Annotated in this window: 20 protein-coding genes; 14 read left to right on the top strand and 6 right to left on the bottom strand. The window is 73.9% G+C overall.

The window, feature by feature from the left end; genetic code table 11:
- The first annotated feature begins 17 nt into the window (after positions 1-17).
- The 13 genes from ACGFI9_RS05460 to efeB all read left to right on the top strand — a co-directional run bounded on the left by ACGFI9_RS05460 (position 18) and on the right by efeB (position 16246).
- The gene (locus ACGFI9_RS05460) at positions 18-4313 is read left to right on the top strand and encodes a toxin glutamine deamidase domain-containing protein (RefSeq protein WP_393175288.1); all 4296 of its coding nucleotides are present in this window, start codon (positions 18-20) and stop codon (positions 4311-4313) included.
- Positions 4314-4318: 5 nt separating this feature from the next.
- A complete protein-coding gene (locus tag ACGFI9_RS05455; RefSeq protein WP_393175286.1) occupies positions 4319-4750 on the top strand; it encodes a hypothetical protein in 432 nt (143 codons plus the stop codon).
- An 84-nt stretch (positions 4751-4834) separates the two neighbouring features.
- Entirely contained in the window at positions 4835-5011 is a 177-nt protein-coding gene (locus tag ACGFI9_RS05450) for a hypothetical protein (RefSeq protein ID WP_393175284.1), read from the top strand.
- 80 nt (positions 5012-5091) lie between these two features.
- On the top strand, positions 5092-5754 hold the full coding sequence (nfi, locus tag ACGFI9_RS05445; protein WP_393175282.1) for a deoxyribonuclease V: 663 nt from the start codon (positions 5092-5094) through the stop codon (positions 5752-5754).
- Positions 5755-5971: 217 nt separating this feature from the next.
- A complete protein-coding gene (locus ACGFI9_RS05440; protein ID WP_393175280.1) occupies positions 5972-6967 on the top strand; it encodes a hypothetical protein in 996 nt (331 codons plus the stop codon).
- Positions 6968-7147: 180 nt separating this feature from the next.
- Positions 7148-7360: a Trm112 family protein gene (locus tag ACGFI9_RS05435; protein WP_393175278.1), complete on the top strand. Its 213-nt coding sequence runs from the start codon at positions 7148-7150 to the stop codon at positions 7358-7360.
- A complete protein-coding gene (locus ACGFI9_RS05430; RefSeq protein ID WP_393175276.1) occupies positions 7357-8553 on the top strand; it encodes an SIS domain-containing protein in 1197 nt (398 codons plus the stop codon). The genes ACGFI9_RS05435 and ACGFI9_RS05430 overlap by 4 nt, the downstream gene beginning before the upstream one ends.
- Positions 8554-8575: 22 nt before the next feature.
- Entirely contained in the window at positions 8576-9583 is a 1008-nt protein-coding gene (locus tag ACGFI9_RS05425) for a cation diffusion facilitator family transporter (RefSeq protein WP_393175274.1), read from the top strand.
- Between the two features lies 1 nt (position 9584).
- On the top strand, positions 9585-10736 hold the full coding sequence (gene manA / locus ACGFI9_RS05420) for a mannose-6-phosphate isomerase, class I (RefSeq protein ID WP_393175272.1): 1152 nt from the start codon (positions 9585-9587) through the stop codon (positions 10734-10736).
- 305 nt (positions 10737-11041) lie between these two features.
- Positions 11042-12541 carry an adenosylhomocysteinase gene (ahcY, locus tag ACGFI9_RS05415; protein ID WP_393175270.1) on the top strand — a complete coding sequence of 500 codons (1500 nt, stop codon included), beginning with the start codon at positions 11042-11044 and terminating at the stop codon, positions 12539-12541.
- A gap of 294 nt (positions 12542-12835) precedes the next feature.
- Positions 12836-13756, top strand: a complete 921-nt coding sequence (efeU, locus tag ACGFI9_RS05410) for an iron uptake transporter permease EfeU (RefSeq protein ID WP_393175268.1) — start codon at positions 12836-12838, stop codon at positions 13754-13756.
- A gap of 30 nt (positions 13757-13786) precedes the next feature.
- Positions 13787-14923, top strand: a complete 1137-nt coding sequence (efeO, locus tag ACGFI9_RS05405) for an iron uptake system protein EfeO (RefSeq protein ID WP_393175266.1) — start codon at positions 13787-13789, stop codon at positions 14921-14923.
- 24 nt (positions 14924-14947) lie between these two features.
- The gene (gene efeB / locus ACGFI9_RS05400) at positions 14948-16246 is read left to right on the top strand and encodes an iron uptake transporter deferrochelatase/peroxidase subunit (protein ID WP_393175264.1); all 1299 of its coding nucleotides are present in this window, start codon (positions 14948-14950) and stop codon (positions 16244-16246) included.
- A gap of 56 nt (positions 16247-16302) precedes the next feature.
- Here efeB and ACGFI9_RS05395 read toward each other — a convergent pair whose 3' ends face one another.
- On the bottom strand, positions 16303-17286 hold the full coding sequence (locus ACGFI9_RS05395) for an RDD family protein (RefSeq protein WP_393175262.1): 984 nt from the start codon (positions 17284-17286) through the stop codon (positions 16303-16305).
- Between the two features lie 22 nt (positions 17287-17308).
- Here ACGFI9_RS05395 and ACGFI9_RS05390 point away from each other — a divergent pair, with 22 nt between their 5' ends.
- Positions 17309-18361, top strand: coding sequence for a stage II sporulation protein M (locus ACGFI9_RS05390; RefSeq protein ID WP_393175260.1), 1053 nt, complete (start codon positions 17309-17311; stop codon positions 18359-18361).
- Between the two features lie 91 nt (positions 18362-18452).
- Here the strand turns inward: ACGFI9_RS05390 and ACGFI9_RS05385 are convergent, their stop codons facing one another.
- The 5 genes from ACGFI9_RS05385 to ACGFI9_RS05365 are packed head-to-tail and all read right to left on the bottom strand — an operon-like array spanning position 18453 to position 23446.
- Positions 18453-19763 (bottom strand): DUF58 domain-containing protein, encoded by a 1311-nt coding sequence (locus ACGFI9_RS05385; protein WP_393175258.1) that lies wholly within the window; start codon positions 19761-19763, stop codon positions 18453-18455.
- A complete protein-coding gene (locus tag ACGFI9_RS05380) occupies positions 19760-20743 on the bottom strand; it encodes an AAA family ATPase (protein ID WP_393175256.1) in 984 nt (327 codons plus the stop codon). Before ACGFI9_RS05380 ends, ACGFI9_RS05385 begins: the two co-directional genes overlap by 4 nt.
- Positions 20740-22032 (bottom strand): DUF4350 domain-containing protein, encoded by a 1293-nt coding sequence (locus ACGFI9_RS05375; protein ID WP_393175254.1) that lies wholly within the window; start codon positions 22030-22032, stop codon positions 20740-20742. Before ACGFI9_RS05375 ends, ACGFI9_RS05380 begins: the two co-directional genes overlap by 4 nt.
- Complete coding sequence (locus ACGFI9_RS05370; RefSeq protein ID WP_393175252.1) at positions 22029-22610, bottom strand: DUF4129 domain-containing protein; 582 nt, start codon at positions 22608-22610, stop codon at positions 22029-22031. The genes ACGFI9_RS05375 and ACGFI9_RS05370 overlap by 4 nt, the downstream gene beginning before the upstream one ends.
- Positions 22607-23446 (bottom strand): hypothetical protein, encoded by an 840-nt coding sequence (locus tag ACGFI9_RS05365; RefSeq protein WP_393175250.1) that lies wholly within the window; start codon positions 23444-23446, stop codon positions 22607-22609. The genes ACGFI9_RS05370 and ACGFI9_RS05365 overlap by 4 nt, the downstream gene beginning before the upstream one ends.
- Positions 23447-23749 lie beyond the last annotated feature (303 nt).

Raw genomic sequence — 23749 nt, 5'->3', positions numbered from 1 at the left:
CTTCGGAGGATCCGCGCGTGACTCTGCTGCCCAGCCCGATCCCGCATCCGCTCGACTACTGCCCCTGGGACGTTCCCGGCTGGATCTACGAGGCGCTCGACTGGGTCGTCGGAGTGGAATGGCCGGACGGGAACGAGCGGGCGGTCTGGGACCTCGCCGACCAGTGGTACGGCGTGGCGGACGTGCTCGGCATTCCGCGGAACGACGCGACCACCGCAGCGGACGAGGTGCGCAGCGGCTACGGCGGTGTCGGCCTGGTGGCGGAGACCTTCGACATCGCCTGGCACAAGCTCGCGGACGGCGAGGACGCTCCGCTGCACGCCGTGCTCGCCTTCACCGGCGAGCTGGGCAGCGTCGTCGAGTCCTGCGGCTGCGACATCGAGGGCGCCAAGCTGGAGGCCTGGATCGAGCTGGGCATCCTGGTCGTCGAGCTGCTCTCGTTGGCGGTGCTGACCGTGGTCACCGCCGGCGTGGCTTCGCCAGCCGTCGGTGCGGCCACCACGGCCAGCCGGATCGCCGTACAGCAGATCTTCAAGCGGCTGGTGGCGCAGTTGGCCCGCAAGGCCGTCAAGGAGGGGCTGAAGGAGGCCGGTGAGCGGGCCGCGAAGGAGGCCGTCAAGAGCGGTGCACGCGGGTTGGCCCGACGCGCCGTCGTCGGCGGCCTCGTCGAGGCCGGGCAGGAGGCCGGCACCAACCTTGCGACGCAGGCGTACCAGAACTCCACCGGCCGCCGCGACGGCCTGGATCTGACCGACGTGGGGATGTCGGGGCTCGGCGGCTTCGCCGGCGGCGCGGCGGCCCCCCTCGCCAGCCTGGGCGGGCACGCGCACGGACGCTTCACGCAGATCGGCGAGCACCTCGGCCGGGAGATGGCCGGCGAGACCCTGGCCGAGAGCGCCGCCGGTCTGGCCACCGGGCAGGGGGTATCGCTGGAGGACCTGGCCCGGGCCGCGGCCTCCGGGGTCAGTGGGTCGGCCACCGGCCAGGCCGACGCGGCGATGCACCACCGCCTCGACGGCAAGCTGGCGGGTCTCGCCGCGCAGCCGGTGGACCTCACCCTGCCACCGCCCGACGTCAGCGACGCGGCCGGAACCATCCCGACCCAGCGGGCGCCCGGCCTGCTCGAGCCGGCGACCGCCGGACAGGTCGATCCCGTTCATCATTCCGCTGCGGTGGCCGACGCCCCGCCCGCCGAGGGAGTTCCGGCGGAGCACCGACAGCCGGCTTCCCAACCGGATTCATCGGCGACCGACCTCGTGCCGCCCTCGCTGCGGGCGGACGCAGACCTGGGCCCGCACCGGCTTCGCGACGAGGCGCTGGCCAGCCCCACGCTTTCCTCGGTGACCGTCGAGTCGCCCGTCCCGGCCACTCATCCCGTGGCCACCGACCCCAGACTCGGCCCCGTTCACACCCCCTCGACGGCGGACCTCGGCACGCCGAGCCAGCCGACTCCGGCCCAGGCGAACGCGACGCAGACGGTGGCGAGCGGAATCCTGCCCGTCGCCCCGCAGCCCAACGGGCCATCGCCGACCCCCGCAGATCGCTTGTCGACCGGCCCGGTGGCGCCGCAACCCGGGCCGCTGACCGCGCCCTCGCCTCACCCGCACGCGCGACCCGCCGCCGACCTGGCCCCGGGCCCGTCGGTGACCGGCCCGGACATCCGGCCAACCCCGAATCCCCGATTTCCCCAGTTGGAGGCGCTGGCTCCGGCACCACACCGTCCCGCGCACGAACCGTCGCCGGCCCTGCCGGGGCCGTTCGATCCGCTACCGCCGCGCCGGAGCACTCCCGAGGAGCGGGCCGCCCGTCTCGCCGCCGACCGGGAAGGCCTCGACAGACGTCGCTACCAGAGCTACTTCCAGTCGCAACGGGAGTGGTACGAGGAGAACCGACGCCAGCAGCGAGCGGAGTGGCTTCACGAGCGTGCCGACTACCACGAAGTGCAGGCCAACGAGTGGGACGCTCAAGCCGCGGAATGCAGGCGTGCCGGCCGTGAATTGCTCGCGGAGCGGTATCGCCGGGAAGCGTACGAGTCAAGCAAGGAAAGCTACGAGCTGCGCGAACTGGCCCGGCAGGTGCTCGCGGGTGCGGTAGTGCCGGACGAGGTGCGGATCGAGCTACCGTCCGACTTCGACCGGATCAATGACGACGTCGCCGAGCTGGCGTTCGGTGCGGTGGAGACGTCGGATCGCTCGGCCCTGACCGGTGACGGACACCCGCCGCCGATCGACCGCTCCCGTCGCTACGGAATACGCGGTGGCCTGCGACCGCCGCTCGCGCTGCATCAGACCGACCTGGAGCGGCAGATGCCGCGTAACCCGGACGGCAGCGTGGTGCGTACCGCTGATCCCCGGTACGGAGGCTGGTTCCAGCTCGCCAACGACGGTGGTCCGCAGGCGGACGCGACGCGGGGGATCAACTGCCTCGACTGCACCCTGTCGCTCTACGAAACCTGGATGCACGGCCGGCCCCGGGTCGCCGCACCGCGTACCTTCGACGGCTACCTGCAAGGGGACGTCCTCAGGCCGGTCGACGGCGAGCTGGACGGGCCGATGCGGGTGGAGCAGGTCACCGGCGGCTGCTTCCAGGACCTGTCCATCGGGCCCGAGCCGATGACTCCCCTGGAGGCGCGGCAGCGGGTCGAGCGCGGCTACCGCGACCTGCACTGGCAGTTGCTCGGCGGTGGGCACGGCAGCTACGCCTTCCTCGTCACACATTACGAAGGCGGCGGTTCACACGCCTGGGTGGCGTTGAACCAGAACGGCACCGTGCTCTACGTGGACCCCCAGAACGGCGCCGTCTGGGACCGCCCGCTCTACACGCACAGCGGGGTGCCCCACCCGCACAACATGGTCGGGATCGACGCGCTGGTGCTCGGCCCGGACGGCCAACCGATGCCGCTGGCCAACCGCCCGCCGGGTGTCTGCAACGTGCTGCCCCCGCTCTGGGAGCGACCTGAGCCGCCTGAGCCGCCGGAGCCGCCGGAGCCGCCGAGGCCGTACGAGGGCGAGGGCGATCCGCCGGACTTCAACCACGTGTACCTGCTGGGCGAGGACACGACGTTCCACCGGGGCGGCGACACGTCACCGACCGGCAGCGTGGCCGCCGCTGATCCGAACGACGCGGTACGGAAGGCCCACCTCGACGCCCACGCCGAGCGGATAGCCGCCGGGCTCTTCGTTCGGGACGCGGTTGCCGCCAGCGGAAGCCTGGAGGAGGTCTTCGCCGCCGGGGTGACGCCGGTCGAGTTGGCGCAACACGTCGACGCGCCGACGCTGCGGCGGCTGCAGCCGGGACTGGACGAGGCGGCGGCCGACGATGTGGCGCGGCTGCTCGGCGAACCGCGGGTCCAGCAGATGCTCGACCAGACCTGGGAGGCGCCGCCACGCGGTGAACCGCTGCTGGCGGAGGCGCTGGTGCGCCGACTGGCGCAACATCCCGACTTGGCCCAGATGGTCCTCTCAACCCCGGAATTGGCGAAGTCACTGCTCGCCAGACCGGTGACGCTGCATCAGTTGGCGCGTGATCAGGAGGCGATCGATGTTCTCGGTGACGTCCTACGGGACATAGCCGAGTTGGGTCCGGAAGCGTTGACTTGCGATCAGGATCCGGTGCCAGCTCCGACGCCGCTGACCTCCGAACAACAGGCAATAAGCGCTGCCTTGCGCAGCCGTAGGCAGCGACCCCTGCAACTCGGCTTCGACCAGGCTCGCAAGGATGACGAAGGCTACCGGCTGGCCTACCTTGAGAAGCTCTACGCCGATGCGGCTGAAGCACAGTTGCAGCTGAACCACCTTGCGACCCAGGTCGCGGGTGATTGCGGATACCCGGGCTGGCGAACCGAGCCGAAGAAGCGCGAGCGGGTGATGGACAAGCTGATCGAGTATCGCAACGACGCGTCTCAGTTGAAGGATATGGCTGGCGCGAAAGTGGAATTCGACCATCTCGACGACCTCTATCGAGCGCTGAGTCAGTTGGCCGGTGATCCGACGGTGCGAGTACTCAGCATCAAGGATCGGTTCCGATCGCCGCAGAGCAGTGGGTATCGCGACGTGTTGGTCAACTTGGACATGCCGAACGGGCATGTTGCAGAACTGCGGCTGCAGCTCCGTTCGGTGGAGCGCGTGGCGAGGTGGGAGCATGCCCTGTACGAGGTCCGGCGGGATCTAGAGACTCTGTCAGAGTCCGATGGACAGCCTCTGACGAAGGTGGAGAAGGCGATCCGGGACGGCCTGCTCCGGCGGGCGCAGGACGCCTACCAGAGAGCGCTTGACGAGGGACTCGAAAGGATGTCGAAGCGGTGGCAGGAGTGACGGGTATGAGAAGACTGCCCAGGTTCTTCGAGTACTACGGCTCTTCGGTCAAGCTTGTCGAGACACCTGACGGCGGTGTTGCCGGATGGCGTCTGTCCGATGACACCGGCGGCTGGGAGCCGGCCAACAACCTTATCGACAAAGCCCTCTTCGCCGGCGGTGGAGAGGAGATCTACGAGATCTCTCGGGAGGATTTCATCTGGCTCACCGAGCAGGAGCGCGGCCGGCATCTGGACGGGGAGGGGCCTGTCTTCGTTCTCTATAAGACCGTGGAGGCGCTTCAGGACACCATTCGGACGGAGCGCCGTTACCCCACACCTAAGGAGCAGGCGCTGATCGCGGGCATCCGGCGGAGGACGTTCGTGATGTTCGAGGAGCAGTTGCAGCAGGCCGGCGACCCCGGCGCCGACCCGACCATCGCCTCCGCCACCTCCTGACCGCAGGCCACCCGAAATGCGCCGCGACCGAGTCGGGCGCGGGAGCACAGCCGTGAGCTGACCGTCGCTGGCTACGGTGAGCGGATGACAGGTTCGCCGAATCGGCAGCAGGTCTCCTTCTGGGTGGTGGGGGTTCTGCTCGGGCTGGTGATCGGATGGCTCACCATCGGTGGGGTCGCCGGTATCGCGCTGGGCATCGGCCTCGGGGTGGCTTTCGGGGTCGCCGTCGGCCGGGCCGGCCGGCGGCCGGGCCGGCGGTGACGCCCGGCAACCCGACCGAGGGAGCCCAGGGGCGCGGGAAGCAGCCGGCCCGGGCGGCCACGCCCGGGCGGGTTCCGTACGTGCCGCCGGCCGACGTCGCGGAGGCGCTGCGCGTACAGGAGGAGTTGCGGTCGCGGGTGGATCTGGTCGGGCCGGGTCCGACCGCGCCCGCGACGGTGGCCGGCCTCGACGTGGCGTACGCGGAGAGCGGTGACCGGCTCGCGGCGGCCGTCACGGTGCTCGACGCCGCCACCCTGGCCGTGGTCGACGAGGCGGTGAGCGTGGGCCGCCCCGCCTTCGGGTACGTGCCGGGGCTGTTCGCGTTCCGCGAGCTGCCGGCGCTGCTGGACGCCCTGGACCGGCTGACCGTCCGGCCCGAGCTGCTGGTCTGCGACGGGCACGGGCTGGCGCACCCGCGCCGGTTCGGGTTGGCCTGCCATCTCGGCCTGGTCACCGGCCTGCCCGCGCTCGGGGTGGGGAAGACGCCACTGGTCGGCGAGTGGGTGGAGCCGGGTCCGCTGCGCGGCGACTGGAGTGCGCTGCGGGACGGTGGTGAGGTGGTCGGCCGGGTGCTGCGTACCCGGGACGGGGTCAAGCCGGTGTTCGTCAGCGTCGGTCACCGGATGGGCCTGGACAACGCCGTGGACCGGGTGCTGGCGTTGACGCCGCGGTACCGGCTGCCCGAGACCACCCGCACCGCCGACCGGTTGTGCCGCCAGGCCCTGGCCGCCGCCCCGGCCTGACTCCCGCCGCGCGGAACGCGACCGCCCGAGGAAGACCGCCGGACCGCCGGACCGCCAGGGGAAGGTGATCATGCGGGCATCGGGAGCCGTCTCGATGATGGACGGGGTGCTCCGGGGTGTCGCGGCACACATGCGGAGCGCTCAATGGGCGGGGGTCACTCCGGCCCGGTAGTACCCTACCGGCGGACCCGGCAGGGGTGGATTCGGTGAGGTGGGGATGTCGGTGAGGCGGCACGCGACGCGGGTGGCCACGGTCGGCGCGATGCTGGGCGGCCTGCTGGCCGTCGGGGCGTCCCCGGCGCTGGCCGACGGCGACCGGGTGGAGGTGCGCGCGGCGAGCAGCTTCACGGTCGGCGGGTCTCCGGGCACCGTAGCGGTCGAGGTGCGCAAGCGCACCGACGGCTGCGTCATGCTCCGCACCGGGCTGGGGTTGCGGCTGGACGGCGTCCGGCCCGAGCAGGTCCAGGTGCAGGTGAACAGTGACGGCCGGTGGTGGCCGGTGCCGCTCTCGGGTGGCTCCGGCGCGGTCGCCACGGCCCGTACCTCGCCGGCCGACCCGACCCTCTGCGAGGGCAAGAGCAGGACGGTCCGCTACCGGGTCGCCTTCCTGGCCGGCGCGCCCGGCGGTCGGCTGACCGTGGTCGGCGAGGCGACCACCGCCGTCGGCCGGCTGATCGGGCGGGCCGCCACCGCGGCGCGGGTGGTGGGTGGGGCGAAGGCCGCGTCGCCCTCGCTGACGCCGACCCGGAAGCCTTCCCCGACCCCGAGCGCCGAGGCGACCCCGCCGGGCGCCGACGACACCAGCTCGGCCGTGGCCGCCGCGCTCGACCCGGCCGCCGGGGCCAGCTCCGCCGCGGCCGACAGTTCCTCCGGAGGTTCCCCCATCATGTGGTTCGGCATTCTGCTGGTGCTCGTCGGCGCCGCCCTGATCGCGCTGCTGGTCCGGCGCAACCGCGCGGAGAAGGTGGACGAGCAGGCGGGCTACCCGCAGATGCCGCTGCCGCGCAGCGCCGGCGGCACCACGTACCGCTCCGGCGCCGGACAGGTGTACGGGCAGCAGCCGCCCACCCCGACCGTCTACGGCGGGTCCGTGCCGCCCCGGCCGGCCGGCAACGTGTACGGCGGGCCGGCCGCCACGACCGACCGGCCGGGTGGCGAGCCGCCCGCCGCCGGCCCGGATGCCACCAGCGTGCTACCCCGCCCGCCCCGCTGAGCCCGCGTCCCGCCGCTCGGGGGGCGTTACGGTGACGGAGTGTGGCGACGACCCGTCTCCGCGCCGCTGGCCGGTGCCGTTGGTGCCGACCACGGTGCCGGTGCCGGTTCGCCGATAAGATCGCCTGCGCCGGGTGGCACCGCCGACCGGTGAGACCGCATACGTGGAAGGAGCCGCGCTGTGGCCCTGGACCCGCAGTTGCTCGAGATCCTCGCCTGCCCGGACACACACCACGCCCCGCTCGACTACGACGCCCGGGCGCAGACGCTGACCTGCACCGAGTGCGGCCGGATCTTCGAGGTGCGGGACGACGTACCGGTGCTGCTGCTGGACGAGGCGCGCGGCGGGCCCGCGGCGGAGGACGCCCGCGGCGGCTCCGCGACGCAGCCGTGATGGAGGGTACGGCCGGGGTCAGCGGGCACCGGCACGCCGACGAGTCGCTGCTGGACAACCCCGATCTGCTGGCCGAGCAGGATCCGGGCGGCATGCTCCGGTTCACCGCCTCCGCAGGCGCCCAGGTGCGCGAGTCGGCGGCGCTGGCCGCCGAGGCGAACCTGACCGTGCTGGCCGACGAGGGCCGCCCCCGGGCGGTCGTCATCGCCGGCATCGGCACCGCCGGGCGTACCGGTGACGTGCTGGCCACGGTGGCCGGGCCGCGCTGCCCGGTGCCGGTGATCCCGCACCGCAGCGCCGGCGTGCCGGGCTGGGTGGGCGCGGCGGACGTGGTCATCGCGGTGAGCGCCTCCGGGCGCAGCCCCGAGGCGCTGGGCGCCGCCGAGGCCGCGCACCGGCGGGGCGCCCGCCTGGTCGCGGTCGGCGCCCCGGACTCGCAGCTCCAGTCGGTGGCCGAGCGGGCCCGGGCGCCCTTCATCCCGGTGCCCCGGCGGGCCCCGGCCCGGGCCAGCCTTTGGGCGCTCACCGTGCCGGTCCTGCTGGCCGCCCGTACGCTCGGGCTGGTGAAGGTCAATGAGGCGGACCTGGCCGAGACGGCGGCCCGGCTGGACGCGGACGCCGACCGGTGCCGCCCCACCGCCGAGTCCTTCGTCAACCCGGCGAAGTCCCTCGCGCTGGGCCTGGCCGGCTCGATCCCGATCGTCTGGGGCTCGTCCCCGCTGGCCACGGTGGCCGCCCGCCGGTTCGGCGACACGCTCTCCGCCAACGCCCGCTACCCGGTGGTCACCGGGGCGCTGGGCGAGGCGGGTCGGGGCCGGGTCGGCCTGCTCGACGGCGTGTTCGGCGGCCTCGCCGAGGGGGAGCGGGACATCTTCGCCGACCCGGACGAGGCGGGCGGCGACACCACCCGGCTGCGGCTGGTGCTGCTGCGGGACGGCGGGCTCAACGCGGAGGACGACACCGACGAGCCCCTCGCGGTGGAGGAGCGCCGGGCCGACGCCGTGCAGACCCTCGCCGAGCGGCGCGGGGTGCGCTGCGACGTGGTGACCGCCGAGGGCGGGTCCGCGCTGGAGCGGCTCGCCTCGCTGATGGCGGTGCCCGACTTCGCGTCGGTCTACCTCGCCCTGGCGCACGGGCTGGACCCGATGGCCGTCCCGGCCATCACGGAGATGAAGGAGCTGGCCAACCAGTGAGCGAGCGAAGCGAGGCGGCGGCGTGAGCGCCAACGGTGGGACGAGGGCGATCATCGCCGCCCTGGCGGCGAACGTCGGCATCGCCGTCACCAAGTTCATCGCGTTCCTGCTGACCGGCTCCTCGTCGATGCTGGCCGAGTCGATCCACTCGGTCGCCGACTCCGGCAACCAGGGCCTGCTGCTGCTCGGCGGCCGGCGCGCCAAGCGGGCGGCCACCCCGCAGCACCCGTTCGGCTACGGCCGGGAGCGCTACGTCTACGCGTTCATCGTCGCCATCGTGCTGTTCAGCGTCGGTGGCCTGTTCGCGCTGTACGAGGCGTACCACAAGTGGGCCGACCCACACGCCATCAAGAGCTGGCACTGGGTTCCGGTGGCGGTCCTGGTGATCGCGATCGCGATGGAGTCCTTCTCGTTCCGTACCGCGATCAAGGAGTCCAACCACACCCGGGGCAAGCAGTCCTGGGTGCGCTTCGTCCGCCGGGCCAAGGCCCCGGAGCTGCCGGTGGTGCTGCTCGAGGACCTCGGCGCGCTGGTCGGCCTGGTCTTCGCGCTCTTCGGCGTGACCATGACGCTGGCCACGGGCAACGGCAAGTGGGACGCGGCCGGCACGGCGATGATCGGCCTACTGCTGGTCACCATCGCGATCATCCTCGCCGTCGAGACCAAGAGCCTGCTGCTCGGTGAGGGCGCCGAGGTGCACGACGTCGCGGCGATCGAGAAGGCGATCATCGACGGCCCCGAGGTCGAGCGGATCATCCACATGAAGACGCTCTACCTGGGGCCGGAGGAGCTGATGGTCGCCGCGAAGATCGCGGCGCGGCCGTGCGACACCGTCGAGCAGTTGGCCCGGGGGATCAACGCGGTCGAGGTGCGGATCCGTTCCGCGGTACCGATCGCCCGGGTCATCTACCTGGAGCCGGACGTCTACAGCGCCGCCGCGGACCGGGCGGGCACCGGGAGCGCGTCCCACACCGCCGTCCCCGAGTCGCAGACCGAGCCGGGCCAGCTCCCCGGGCGGCCCGGGAGCTGACGTGGAGCTGTTGCAGGGCCGGATCCGGGACTACGCCTGGGGCTCCCGCACGGCGATCGCCGAGTTGCAGGGGCGTCCGGTGCCGAGCGACGGGCCGGAGGCCGAGCTGTGGCTGGGCGCCCATCCGGGCGCGCCGGCCACGGTGGACCGGGACGGCAGCCCGGTGAACCTGACCGACCTGCTGCTCGCCGAGCCGGGGCACTGGCTGGGCGAGCGGCTGGTCGGCCGGTTCGGCACCCGGCTGCCGTTCCTGCTCAAGGTGCTGGCCGCGGACGCCCCGCTCAGCCTGCAGGCCCACCCGGACGCCGACCAGGCCCGGGCGGGGCACGCGGCCGATCCGGGCCGGGTCAACTACGTCGACCCGTACCACAAGCCGGAGCTGCTCGTCGCGCTCAGCGAGTTCGAGGCGCTCTGCGGGTTCCGCGACCCGGCGGAGTCGGCGGCGGCGCTGGCGGCGTTCGGCGTACCCGCGCTGGAGCCGGTGGTGGCGGCGTTGCGCACCGGGCCGGCGGGGCTGCGGGAGGCCGTACGCCGGCTGCTGAGCTGGCCCGAGGCGGAGCGTGCCGGGCTGGTGGCGAGCGTGCTGACGGCGGAGGTCGCCGGCCCGGACGCGGTGCTGGCGCGGGCCCTGGCGGTCGACTACCCGGCCGACCCGGGGGTGCTGGTGGCGCTGCTGCTGCACCACGTCCGGCTGGCGCCGGGCGAGGCGATCTGGATGCCGGCCGGCAACCTGCACGCCTACCTGCGTGGCACCGGTGTGGAGATCATGGCGGCCAGCGACAACGTGCTGCGCGGCGGCCTCACGCCGAAGCGGGTCGACGTGGACGAGCTGCTGCGGGTGCTGCGGTTCGAGGTGCTCGACGAGCCGGTGGTGGCCCCGGTTCCGGTGGCGCCGGGCGTGGTGACCTGGCCGGTGCCGGTGGAGGACTTCGCCCTGCACCGGGTCGAGGTGGCGGCCGGCGACGCGGGGGTGCGGCTGGCGTTGCCCGGCCCGCGGGTGGTGCTCTGCCGGGCCGGCAAGCTCGCGGTGGACGACGGGGTGGGCACGGTCACCCTGGGGCCGGGCCAGGCGGCGGTGGGCACCGCGGCCGGCGGCCCGCTGGTCATCGGCGGTGAGGGCGAGGCGTACGTCGCCACCTGCGGGCTGCGCTGACGGGCGCGAACCCACCGGCGCTGGCAAGTCCGACTTTCCCGAAATAGCTTGACGCGCCCGTCGCACAATGTGACTCTATGGGTACGCAGCGTTGTCGCGACGAAAGGTCCGGTGACGCGCGGGGAACCAAACCGGGGGGATGCACGGGGCGGCCGGGTCGTGGGCGGAAAGTCCGTTCACCACCGACCGCCCCGTGCGCTGTCCGCCGTCCGGGGCCGTCCGCCGTCCGCCGACCGGGCACGGCCCGACCGGGTCGCGAGCGTAAGGTGGAAGGCTGCGCACCACATCGTTCGACAGGAGCTTCCATGACCAGCACCCTCCCGGCGGCCCCCCGCGGCGCGTCGTCCGAGGCCCGGCCGAGCACCCTCGCCGAGGGCGACTACAAGGTGGCGGATCTGTCGCTCGCCGCGTTCGGGCGCAAGGAGATCCAGCTCGCCGAGCACGAGATGCCCGGCCTGATGGCCATCCGGCGTGAGTTCGCCGACGCCCAGCCGCTCGCCGGCGCCCGCATCACCGGTTCGCTGCACATGACCATCCAGACCGCCGTCCTGATCGAGACCCTGGTCGCGCTGGGCGCGCAGGTCCGCTGGGCGTCCTGCAACATCTTCTCCACCCAGGACCACGCCGCCGCCGCGATCGTGGTCGGCCCGAACGGCACCCCCGAGGCCCCGGCCGGCGTCCCGGTCTACGCCTGGAAGGGCGAGAGCCTGGAGGAGTACTGGTGGTGCACCGAGCAGGTGCTCACCTGGCCGGACGGGCAGGGCCCGAACATGATCCTCGACGACGGCGGTGACGCCACCCTGCTCGTCCACAAGGGTGTCGAGTTCGAGAAGGCCGGGGTGGTCCCGCCGGTCGAGTCCGCGGACTCCGAGGAGTACGCGGTCATCCTCAAGCTCCTGCACCGCTCGCTCGCCGAGGACGGCCAGCGCTGGACCCGGATCGCCGCCGGCATCAAGGGCGTGACCGAGGAGACCACCACCGGCGTGCACCGGCTCTACGAGATGCACCGCGCCGGCACCCTGCTCTTCCCGGCCATCAACGTCAACGACTCGGTGACCAAGAGCAAGTTCGACAACAAGTACGGCTGCCGGCACTCGCTCATCGACGGCATCAACCGCGCCACCGACGTGCTGATCGGCGGCAAGATGGCCGTCGTCCTCGGCTACGGCGACGTGGGCAAGGGCTGCGCCGAGTCGCTGCGCGGCCAGGGCGCCCGGGTCGTGGTGACCGAGGTCGACCCGATCTGCGCGCTCCAGGCGGCGATGGACGGCTACCAGGTCGCCACCCTGGACGACGTGGTCGAGCAGGCCGACATCTTCATCACCGCCACCGGCTGCTTCAACGTCATCACCAACGAGCACATGGCCCGGATGAAGCACCAGGCCATCGTCGGCAACATCGGCCACTTCGACAACGAGATCGACATGGCCGGCCTGGCGAAGCGCTCGGACGTCACCCGGGAGAACATCAAGCCGCAGGTGGACGTGTGGCGCTTCGCCGACGGCCACGCCATCATCGTGCTCTCCGAGGGCCGCCTGCTGAACCTGGGCAACGCCACCGGCCACCCGAGCTTCGTGATGTCGAACTCGTTCGCCAACCAGACCATCGCGCAGATCGAGCTCTTCACCAAGACGGATGAATACCCGGTCGGTGTCTACGTGCTCCCGAAGCACCTGGACGAGAAGGTCGCCCGGCTGCACCTGGACGCGCTCGGCGCGAAGCTGACCACCCTGAGCAAGGAGCAGGCCGCGTACCTCGGCGTGCCGCAGGAGGGTCCGTTCAAGCCGGAGCACTACCGGTACTGAGTCACGCCCGGAGGGGACCGGGGTCGGCCGCCGCGCGGCCGTCCCGGTCCCTTTCGCGTACGCGGGCCCTCCGCCGACCCCGGCGCGCCGCGCCGGCTGCCGCTGGGCAGATGGGGGCCGGATGGCCCTGGTGACCCTCGCCACCGGCGCGGAAAGCTGGGCTGACCAGCGGGTGTCCGGCTGCCGACGATCCGGGTGACGTTGCCTTGAACGACTTGACGGCGGCCCGGATCAGTAGGAAGGTATGGCTGCCCTAAGTTAACTGAGGCGTGCCTAACCAATGACGGAGTACCGATGTTCGCCACGTACCTGATCGGCCTGCGGGAGGGCCTGGAGGCGACCCTGGTGGTCAGCATCCTGGTCGCGTTCCTGGTCAAGTCGAACCGACGCAACCGGCTGCCGCACGTGTGGCTCGGCGTCGGCGCGGCCGTGGCCCTCTCGGTGCTCTTCGGCTGGCTCATCGAGTACACCTCGACCTCGCTGCTGCAGACCTCGGAGTCGCGCGAGCTCTTCGACGCCGTCACCTCGGTGGCCGCCGTCGTCTTCGTCACCTGGATGATCTTCTGGATGCGCAAGGCCGCCCGGAGCATCGCCGGTGAGCTGCGGGGCAAGCTGTCCGAGGCGCTGGCCGTCGGCGCGTTCGCGGTGACCGGCATGGCCTTCCTCGCGGTGATCCGGGAGGGCCTGGAGACCGCGCTGATCTTCTACTCCGCCGCACAGAGCACGGCCGGCGGCGCCGGCCGCAACGCGATCCTCGCACTGGTCGGCGGCATCGCCACCGCCGTGGTGATCGGCTTCCTGCTCTACCGCAGCGCCCTGAAGCTCAACCTGAGCAAGTTCTTCACCTGGACCGGCGCGCTGCTGATCCTGGTCGCCGCCGGCATCTTCAAGTACGGCGTGCACGACTTCCAGGAGGCCGGCGTGCTGCCCGGCCTGAACAACCACGCCTTCGACATCTCGTCGGTGCTCGACCCGAGCGCCTGGTACTCGGCCCTGCTCAGCGGCATGTTCAACATCACCGCCACGCCGAGCGTGCTGGAGGTGGTGGCCTGGGTGGCGTACGCGGTGCCGGTGCTGGTGCTCTTCCTGCGCAAGCCGGCCAAGCCCGCCGCCCCCGCCAAGCCGGCCGCCACCGCCGACACCTCCGCCGAGGTCTCGAAGCCCGCCGAGCCGGCCGCCACCGAGGCCCCGGCCACCACGCCGCAGCGCGCCTGACCGCCCGTTTCCCGAGGAGAAACCGTACCGATGCGTACCACTCGATTCGTCGTGCCCGCCGCCGCCGGGATGCTCGTCGTCGTCGCCGGCCTGGCCGGGTGCGGAGGCGGCGACGACAAGCAGGATGCCAAGGCCGGCGGGCCGATCGTGGTCAAGGCCACCGACAGCGCCTGCGAGGTCGGCACGACCGAGGTCCCGGCCGGCCAGGTGACCTTCAAAGTGACCAACTCCGGCTCCAAGGTCAACGAGTTCTACGTCTTCGCCGCCGGTGACCGGGTGATGGGCGAGGTGGAGAACATCGCCCCCGGCCTGAGCCGCGAGCTGCACGTCGAACTGCCCGCTGGGACGTACGAGACGGCCTGCAAGCCGGGCATGAGCGGCCGGGGCATCCGGAGCGCGCTGAAGGTCAACGGCACCGCCGCGAGCGTGGCGCCGGACGCCGCGCTGAGCGAGGCCACCGCCAGCTACCAGCGGTACGTCAAGAGCCAGACCGACGCCCTGCTCACCAAGACCGAGGAGTTCGTCGCCGCGGTCAAGGCCAACGACGTGGCCAAGGCCAAGGCGCTCTACCCGGTGGCCCGCACCTACTGGGAGCGGATCGAGCCGGTCGCGGAGATCTTCGGTGACCTCGACCCCAAGATCGACGGCCGGGAGGAGGTCATCGAGGAGGGGATGCAGTTCACCGGCTTCCACCGGATCGAGAAGGACCTCTGGACGACCGGCGACGTCAGCAAGGACGGCGCGATCGCCGACCAACTGCTCGCCGACGTCAAGGAGATCGTGGCCAGGGCGAACGCCGAGAAGCTCAACCCGCTCCAGCTCGCCAACGGTGCCAAGGAGCTCCTCGACGAGGTGGCCAGCGGCAAGATCACCGGCGAGGAGGACCGGTACTCGCACACCGACCTCTGGGACTTCAGCGCCAACGTGGAGGGCTCGAAGGCGGCCATCGCCGCGCTGCGTCCGGCGCTGGAGCAGCGCGCGCCCGAGCTGGTCAAGCAGCTCGACACCGAGTTCGCCAACGTCGAGGCCGCCCTGGGCAAGCACCGCGCCGGCGACGGCTGGAAGCTGCACACCCAGCTCAGCAAGGCCGAGCTGAAGGAGCTGTCGGACAGCATCAACGCCCTCGCCGAACCGATCAGCAAGGTTGCCGCGGCCGTCGCCCGCTGACGGCCGGGTGGAGGAGATGACGCGATGAGCGAGCAGAGCACGGCGGCCACCCCCGGGACCACGATGTCCCGGCGGCGGGCCATCACACTGGCCGGGGTCGGTGTCGCCGGCGTGGCCGGCGTCGCGGCCGGCGCCACCGCGCTGGTCGGCGGCGGTGACCCCGCCGCCGCGAACGACGCGGCCGCCGGGGCGGTGCCGTTCCACGGCGAGCACCAGGCCGGCATCACCACCCCGGCCCAGGACCGGCTGCACTTCGTCGCGTTCGACGTGATCACCAAGGACCGGGCGAAGCTGGTCGCGCTGCTCCAGGAGTGGACCGCCGCCGCGGCCCGGATGACCGCCGGGAAGGACGCCGGCCTGATCGGTGCGGTCAACGGCGTGCCGGAGGCCCCGCCGGACGACACCGGCGAGGCGCTCGGCCTGCCCCCGTCGCAGCTCACGCTCACCGTCGGCTTCGGCCCGACGCTGTTCCGCGACCCGCAGGGCCGGGACCGGTTCGGCATCGCCGACAAGCGCCCGGCCGCACTGGCCGACCTGCCGCACTTCGCCGGGGACGCGCTCCAGCCGGAGATCTCCGGCGGCGACATCTGCGTCCAGGCCTGCGCCAACGACCCGCAGGTGGCGGTGCACGCGATCCGCAACCTGGCCCGGATCGGCATGGGTGTGGTCAGCGTCCGCTGGTCGCAGCTCGGCTTCGGGCGTACCTCGTCGACGTCGCGGGACCAGGCCACCCCGCGCAACCTGTTCGGCTTCAAGGACGGCACCCGCAACCTCAAGGCCGAGGACGCCAACCTGCTCCGCGAGCAGCTCTGGGTCCAGCCCGGCGACGGGCCGGACTGGATGGCCGGCGGGTCGTACCTGGTCAGCCGCAAGATCCGGATGCTGATCGAGACCTGGGACCGCACCCCGCTGGCCGAGCAGGAGCAGATCGTCGGCCGGAACAAGGGTCGCGGCGCGCCGCTCGGCAAGGGTGCCGAGTTCGACGAGCCCGACTTCGCCGCCAAGGGTGACGGCGGCACGCCGGTGATCGCCGAGACCGCGCACGTGCGGCTCGCCCACCCCGACCAGAACAACGGGGCCCACCTGCTGCGCCGCGGCTACAACTTCGTGGACGGCTCCGACGGGCTGGGCCGGCTCGACGCCGGGCTGTTCTTCATCGCGTACCAGCGGGACCCGCGCCGGCAGTTCGTGCCGATCCAGACCCGGCTCGCCCGCAACGACGCGATGAACGAGTACCTGCGGCACATCTCCAGCGCGCTCTTCGCCTGCCCGCCGGGCGTCCGCGACGCCGCCGACTGGTGGGGCCGCGCGCTCTTCTCCTGACCGGCGGGCCTCGCCGGCCAGCGCGATCTCGTCGGGCCGGGCTGTTCGCGAACGCGTCAGCGCTCGGCGTCGAGCGGGGCGGACTGCCCGCGTACCGGATGGGGCTGGGTGGGAACGGCGGGCCGCAACGTGGTCGCGGCCGGTGCGGCGACCGGCATCGGGGCCGCGACCGGCGCGGGCGCCAGCTCCGGCCAGAGCGTGGCGGTGGCCGCCCGGGTACGTCCCAGCCGGTACGCGGCCCGGCGGTACCGCTCGGCCAGCACCGCGGCCAGATACGCCGGCTCGGGGGCGGCCCACGGCGGCGGCGGCGAGACGCGCGCCGACACCTCGGCCCAGAGCCCCCGCCCCAGCAGCGTGCGGTCCGGCTCGGCGAGCTGGTGCACCCGGCCCAGGTACTGCCGGACGGCCAGCGCCAGCCCGTCGTCCACCCGGGTCAGGTCCAGCGTCGCCGCCCAGGCGAGCAGCGGCGGTACCGGCGACGGCAGCGGACGCCACACCCCGGCGCCGCGGGTGTGCACCACGAGGGTGCCGGCCACCAGATCGCCCAGCCGGCGTCCGCGCGGGTCGCTCAGCATCACCGTCACGCTCGCCGCCCAGCTCAGCAGCGGCAGCACCAGCCCCGGCCACTCCACGGCCACCCCCACCAGGGCCCGGGTCAGCGACTGGCCGACGCCGACCGGTCCGCCGTCGGCGCGGACCACCCGCAGCCCCACGGCGAGCTTGCCCAGCGTCCGCCCGCGGACGAACCGCTCCATCAGCACCGGGTAACCGACCAGCACCAGGATCACCACCAGGGTGCCCAGCGCTCCCATCAGTGCCTCGTCCACCCCCGGTAGGGACAGCACCAGCAGCGACAGGCCGGAGAAGAGCAGCAGCGCCGCCACCAGCTGGGCCAGCAGGTCGATCAGCAGGGCGAGCACCCGGGAGCCGAGCCGGGCCGCCCGCACGTCCAGCGCGACCGCCTCGCCGCTGACCAGACCGGCGTCGGCCCAACCGACCGGTGGGGGAGGTTGCGCGCGCACCCCGACAGTGAACACCATTAGCGCCGAACGGGGGTGCAGGGTGGATCTCGACGCGTACGTGGCGGAGCACGGCGCCGAGTGGCGGCGGCTGGAACACCTGACCGGCCGGCGCAAGCTGGACGCGGCCGAGGTCGACGAGCTGGTGATGCTCTACCAGCGCACCGCCACCCACCTCTCCGCGCTGCGCAGCCGCGCGCCCGACCCGGCGCTGGTCAGCCGCCTGTCGCACCTGGTGCTGGCCGCGCGGGCCCGGATCACCGGCCGGCCCCGGCCGTCCTGGGCCGCGGTCCGCCGCTTCCTCCTGGCCGACCTGCCGGCCGCCCTCTACCGGGCCTGGCCCTGGTGGTGCGGGGTCGCCACCGGGTTCAGCGCGCTCAGCGGCTTCCTCATCTGGTTCGTCGCCGGTCACCCGGAGACCGCCGGGGCGTTCATCGGCGAGGACGCCGCCAAGGACCTCGTGAACTCCGGCTTCGCCGGCTACTACACCGAGTTCGCCGCGCCGACCTTCGCGTTCCACCTCTGGACGCACAACGCCTGGCTCGCCGCGCAGTGCCTCGCCTCCGGGGTGCTGGTGGTCCCGGTGTTCTACCTGCTCTGGCAGAACGCGCTGAACATCGGCGTGGTCGGCGGGGTGATGATCTCGTACGGCCGGGCGGATGTCTTCTTCGGCCTGATCACCCCGCACGGGCTGCTGGAACTCACCGGGATCTTCGTCGCGGCGGGGGTCGGGCTGCGTACCGCGTGGGCGTGGATAGCGCCGCCCGCCCACCTCAGCAGGGGTCGGGCGGTCGCCGAGGCGGGACGTTCCGCGATCGTGGTGGCCGCCGGCCTGGTCGGGCTCTTCGCGGTCTCCGCGCTGCTGGAGGCGTTCGTGACTCCGGCGCCACTGCCGGTCGCCGTCCGCGTGGCCGTGGGCGCCACGGTCTGGCTCGCCTTCCTCGCGTACGCCCTCCTCCTCGGCCGCCACGCCACCCGACCCGCGCCCCCCACCCCCACGGCCGCGCCTCCCGTGGCCGCCTCTCCCATGGCTGCCTCTCCGGAGGCCGCCTCTCCCGTGGCCGCCTCTCCAATGGCAGCTGATTCACGGAAATAGTGGCCATTTCCCTCTGGTTAGCCACTGTTTCCGTGAAACAGTGCGGACGCTGGGCGCGGGCGCGGGCGCGGGCGCGGGCGCGGGTGGCGGGTCAGAGTTGGCCGAGGGATTTGAGGCGGAGGTAGGTGTCGGCGATCGTCGGGGCGAGGCGGTCGGCGGGGGCGTCCACCACGGTCACCCCGTGCCGGGACAGGGCGGCCCGGACGCGGTCCCGTTCCGCGAGCGCCCGCCAGGCCGCCGCGGCGGCGTACGCGTCGTCCGGAGCGGTCGGCGGCGCGACGGTGAGCCCGGTCAGCACCGGGTCGTGGGTCGCGGCGATCACCACCCGGTGCCGGGCGGCCAGCCGGGGCAGCACCGGCAGCAGCCCCTCGCCGAGCGCGCCCGCCTCCAGCGCGGTGAAGAGCACCACCAGGCTGCGCCGCCGTTCCCGGCGCAGCACCTCCCCGGCGACCAGTTCGAAGTCGGTCTCCACCAGGGCCGGTTGGAGCGGGGCGACCGCGTCCACCAGCCGGGCGAGCAGCGCCGGCCGGCCGCTGCCGGTCACCGTGGCCCGCAGCACGGCGTCCGCGGCGAACAGGTCGACCCGGTCGCCCGCCCGGGCGGCCAGCGCGGTGAGCAGCAGCGCCGCGTCGATCGCGGTGTCCAGCCGGGGCTCGTCGCCGACCCGGACCGCCGAGGTGCGCCCGGTGTCCAGCACGCAGACCAGCCGCCGGTCCCGCTCCGGCCGCCAGGTACGCACCAGCACGTCGGAGCGGCGGGCGCTGGCCCGCCAGTCGATCGACCGGACGTCGTCGCCGACCACGTACTCGCGTAGCGTGTCGAACTCCGTGCCGTGGCCGCGCCCCCGGGTGACCTGCACGCCGTCGATGACCCGCAGCCGGGCCAGCTTCTCCGGCAGGTGCCGCCGGGAGTCGAAGCGGGGCAGCACGCGCAGCGTCCACGGTGGCGTCGCCGGTCGCCCGGCGCGCTGCCGGAAGGCCAGCCGCAGCGGCCCGTGGGAGCGTACGGTCAGCACCCCCGCCGGCCGGTCGCCGCGCCGCGCCGGGCTGAGCCGGACCGGCAGCGTGGCGACGCCGCCCGGGTCGACGGTGAGCATCGTGCCGGGCGGTACGTCGGGCTGGGCGCCGGCCGAGGGCACCCACGCGTCGCGCACCTGGGCGCGCAGCGTACGGCCGGAGGCGTTGGCCAGGTGCAGGGTGACGGTGGCGGTGCCGCCCAACCGGACCGCCCGGTCGCCGGTGCGGGTGGCGGTGAGCGCGTGCAGCGGCGCCGCGAGGGCCCAGTCGAGCGCGACGAGCAGCAGCACCGCAGCGGTCATCACGACGACGCCGAGGAACGGCGCCGGCCAGACCGGCAGGGTGGCCGCCCCGGCGCCCAGCAGCAGCGCCGCCCGCCAGGTCATCGGGGCGTCGGCACGGTGGCCAGCACCGCGTCCAGCACCGCGTCGACGGTCACCCCCTCCAGTTCCACCTCTGGGCGCAGCCGCAGCCGGTGCCGCAGGGTGGGCCGGGCGACCGCCTTCACGTCGTCCGGGGTGACGTGGTCGCGTCCGGCCAGCCAGGACCACGCCTTGGCGGTGGCGAGCAGCGCGGTGGCGCCCCGGGGCGAGGCGCCCAGCTCCAGCGCGGGGGCGGCCCGGGTGGCCCGGCACAGGTCCACGATGTAGCCGAGGACCGGCTCGGCCACGTACACCCCGCGGACCGCCTCCCGGGCGGCGGCCAGGTCGGCCGCGGTGGCCACCGGGCGTACGCCGACCGCGCGCAGGTCACGCGGGTCGAAGCCGGCGTGGTGGGCGCGGAGCACGCCGAGTTCCTCGTCCCGGCTGGGCAGCGGCACGGTCAGCTTGAGCAGGAACCGGTCGAGCTGCGCCTCGGGCAGCGGGTAGGTGCCCTCGTACTCGATGGGGTTCTGGGTGGCGGCGACGATGAACGGCTCGGGCAGCGGGCGGCGCTCGCCCTCGACGGAGACCTGCCGCTCCTCCATCACCTCCAGCAGCGCCGACTGGGTCTTCGGCGGGGTGCGGTTGATCTCGTCGGCGAGGAGCAGGTTGGTGAAGACCGGTCCCTCCCGGAAGGTGAACGCGGCGGTGTGCGGGTCGAAGATCAGCGAGCCGGTGACGTCACCGGGCATCAGGTCGGGGGTGAACTGCACCCGCTTGGACTCCAGGTCGAGCGCGGTGGCCACGGTCCGGATCAGCAGGGTCTTGGCCACCCCCGGTACGCCCTCCAGCAGCACGTGGCCCCGGCAGAGCAGGGCGAGCACCAGGCCGGTGACCACGGCGTCCTGCCCGACGACGGCCTTGGCCACCTCGGCCCGCAGCCGGTGCAGGGCGGCACGGGCGTCGGGCTGCGCGACGGCCGGCGCGATGACGGGTCCGGTCACCGGGGGTCTCCTTCGGTCGGGTGGACGACGGTACGGGTCAGGGCGTCCAGGTCGCGGGCCAGCGCCAGCAGTTCCTGGTCGGTGGTCGGCTCGTCGCCGTGCAGCAGCCGCGCCACCTGCTCCGGGTCGCGGCCGGTGTGGGCGGCGACCCGGGCGGCGACGTCGGCGGGCGGGGTGTCGGGCGGCAGGTTGAGCCGGGGCAGCAGGCGGGCCAGCGCTGCGGCACGAAGGGTGTCGGCGGCCGGTCCCCGCGCGCCCGCCCGCCGGTAGAGCCGGGCCCGACCGAGCACCGTCTCGGCGGAGCGGACGGTCACCGGCAGCGGCTCCGGTACGGGCGGGCCGAGCCGGCGGGCCCGCCAGAGCACCACCAGCAGGCCGGCCAGCGCGAGTTGGACCAGCAGCGCCCAGAACCAGGCCGGGAAGGCGTCCCAGAGCGGGTTGTCCCACGGCGGCGGCGCGCCGGCCCGGTCGTCGGCGCGCCCGCCGTCGCCGGATCCGTCGCCGCCGCCGGCGGGGCCGTCGCCCGGGGTCGGCGACCAGCTCGGACCCTCTGGCGCCGGGGCGGGGCCGGGCAGGTCGAGCCAGACCAGCGGGCGGGGGCCGCCGAGCAGGCCGGTGGCGAGGGCGCGGTTGCCCCACTCGTCGATCCGGTCGTTGCGGAACGGGTCGCTGGCCCCGATCACCACCACCTCGGTGCTCCACGGCACCTGGACCAGGCCGCCGGCGTAGCAGCGGCGGGCCGTCCCGCCGGCCCGCGCGGCGTAGCGCTGGTGGTCGGCGGCGGCACGGCCGGCGCGGGTGGCCTCCGCCAGCGGACAGGGGTGGCCGTCGGCGTCCGGGGTGGTGACCCGGGCGGCCCACCGGCTCCCGGTCGGGACGAGCGGGACGCCCATGGCCGCCAGGACCCGGCGGGGCGGGTCGACCAGCACCAGCCGGCTGCCGGACGGCAACAGGGTCAGGGCCTCGAGGGTGGCCGGGTGCACCAGTTCCGGGGCCGGTACGAAGAGGGTGGCCCGCCCCGGCTCGGTGGCCAGCAGCGCGCGCAGCGTGTCCGTCTCCCGGCGTACGGTCACGCCCTGCCCGCGCAGCGCCTCGGCCAGCCGGCTGCCCCCGTCCGGGCCGGTGGCGACCGGGGACAGGAATCCCCGCTCGTCCGGGTCGGGCTGGTCCACGGCGTGGAACACCAGGGTGACCACGATCAGCAGCACGGCCAGCCCGAGCGGGATCAGCAGCCGGTGCCGGCGTCGGGGCGGGGCGGCCGGGCGGGTCGGGTCCAGCGTGGCGGTCACCGGTGTTCCCCCTCCCCGGCCAGTTCGCGGTGCAGGTCGGTGGCGAGGTCGCGCATCCGGCGGTCGTGCGCGGGGGTGGCGGGGCGCTGGGCGTACCAGAGGTCGGAGAAGATCGCCCCGGCGGCGTGCAGGGTGGGGCGGGTCCCGGGCCGGACCTGCGCCGCGGCCGTGGCCAGCTCGGTGACGGTCATCCCGGCGCGCGGCTCCACCACCCGCCGTTCCACCAGCTCGCGGACCATGTCGCGGAGCCGTTCCCGGACCGCCTCGGCGTACCGGCCCTCGGCGGCGAGCCGGTCGGCGAGGCTGGCGTGGCCGGCCGCCACCGGCTCCGGGGCCCGGGGCGCGGGCACCGGGGGCGGCTCCTCCGCCGGGCGTGCCTTCGGGCGGCGCCGGCGCGGCCGAGGCAGCTTCGGCCGGCGCAGCCGGGGCAGCCGGGGGAGTCGGCGGGGCACCCAGGCCGGGAAGAAGTACCAGGCCAGCCCGATCAGCAGCGTGGCGAGCAGCAGGAGCAGGGCGACCAGCGGCAGCGGTACGAGGTCCCCCAGGGCGGCCACCGCCTCGGTCCACCACCGGCTCACCGCCGCACCGCCAGCAGGACGGGCTCCGGGGTGCCGGCCGGGGCGCGGGAGAGCCGGATGTCCAGCCCCTCGGTGCGCATCCGGGTCTCCAGGTGCAGCACCGCGTCGAGGCAGGCCAGCGCCGGGTAGGCGACCGCGTTCACGCCGGCCCAGGCGACGGTGGCGACCGGCAGTGCCCACGCGTCGAGGTCGAAGAGGCCGAGCAGCCCGAGGCCGTACCAGAGGCCGAGGCCGATGCCGAGCCGGGTCAGCCACCAGCCCAGGTAGCCGAGGAGCCGGATGCCGGCGGCCCGCCCGCCGGCCCGGACCGCCAGCCGCAGTGCCCGCCCCGGCACCCGGTACGCGGGCACCCGGTCCACCGCCAGCGCCGGCACCACCGCCCCCAGCAGCCCGTACGCGACGAACCAGGCCGGACCGGCCAGCCCGGCCAGGCAGACGGTGAGCCCGACCACTGCCGCGAACAGCAGGGTGGCCGGCCAGCGGGCGTCGCGGAGCAGCTCGCGGACGCCGGCCCGGCGGCCCAGCAGCGCCGCCCCGGCGCCCCGGGCGGCCGGGTTGCCCAGCAGCGCGATGATCACCGCCTCGGTCCCGGCCCCGACCGCGAGCAGCAGCCAGTACCAGCCGAACCGGTCGGCGTGGAACCACCACTCGGGCGGCCGGGCGGCCGCCAGCTCGCGCAGCGGGTGGAGCAGCAGCTGCTCACCGAGGGCCAGCAGCACGCCGAGCGGGACCAGCAGCCGGGCCTGGCCGCGCAGCAGCAGGACCGCCGAGTCGAGCAGCTCGCCCACCGTCAGGGGGCGGCGCGGGAGCACGGCGGTCGGGCCGACGTCGGACACGCGTACTCCTGGCGGACGTTCGGTGGTGGCGGGCAGGGGCACGCCCGGGGGATCATGGTTGCACGGCCGGTCCGGTTCCGGCTGACCCGCAGGCCCAGGGCGCGCCACGCCGGGTGTCCGGGCCGGCAGCTGTGGTGCGGGACCGCCCACCGCAGTACGGTGCCGTGATGACGCCGAACCCTCCGAAACGAACGGGGATGGAACGATAAGAGCGACCGGCAGTAGGCATCCAAGATACGGACAGGCGGGTACTCCGATGTAGCGAGCAGGCACGGGAATCGATCATCAGAGTTGTCTACGCTC

The sequence above is a fragment of the Micromonospora sp. NPDC048930 genome, from assembly GCF_043197935.1.
Taxonomy (GTDB): domain Bacteria; phylum Actinomycetota; class Actinomycetes; order Mycobacteriales; family Micromonosporaceae; genus Micromonospora.
This window is presented reverse-complemented; position numbering and strand designations above follow the sequence as displayed.

Bases quoted from the DNA above. Each gene is read 5' to 3' on its own strand.
- ACGFI9_RS05455 (WP_393175286.1), top strand. From the start codon at position 4,319: ATGAGAAGACTGCCCAGGTTCTTCGAGTACTACGGCTCTTCGGTCAAG.
- ACGFI9_RS05450 (WP_393175284.1), top strand. From the start codon at position 4,835: ATGACAGGTTCGCCGAATCGGCAGCAGGTCTCCTTCTGGGTGGTGGGG.
- ACGFI9_RS05440 (WP_393175280.1), top strand. From the start codon at position 5,972: ATGTCGGTGAGGCGGCACGCGACGCGGGTGGCCACGGTCGGCGCGATG.
- ahcY (WP_393175270.1), top strand. From the start codon at position 11,042: ATGACCAGCACCCTCCCGGCGGCCCCCCGCGGCGCGTCGTCCGAGGCC.
- efeU (WP_393175268.1), top strand. From the start codon at position 12,836: ATGTTCGCCACGTACCTGATCGGCCTGCGGGAGGGCCTGGAGGCGACC.
- efeO (WP_393175266.1), top strand. From the start codon at position 13,787: ATGCGTACCACTCGATTCGTCGTGCCCGCCGCCGCCGGGATGCTCGTC.
- efeB (WP_393175264.1), top strand. From the start codon at position 14,948: ATGAGCGAGCAGAGCACGGCGGCCACCCCCGGGACCACGATGTCCCGG.
- ACGFI9_RS05395 (WP_393175262.1), bottom strand. From the start codon at position 17,286: ATGGTGTTCACTGTCGGGGTGCGCGCGCAACCTCCCCCACCGGTCGGT.
- ACGFI9_RS05385 (WP_393175258.1), bottom strand. From the start codon at position 19,763: ATGACCTGGCGGGCGGCGCTGCTGCTGGGCGCCGGGGCGGCCACCCTG.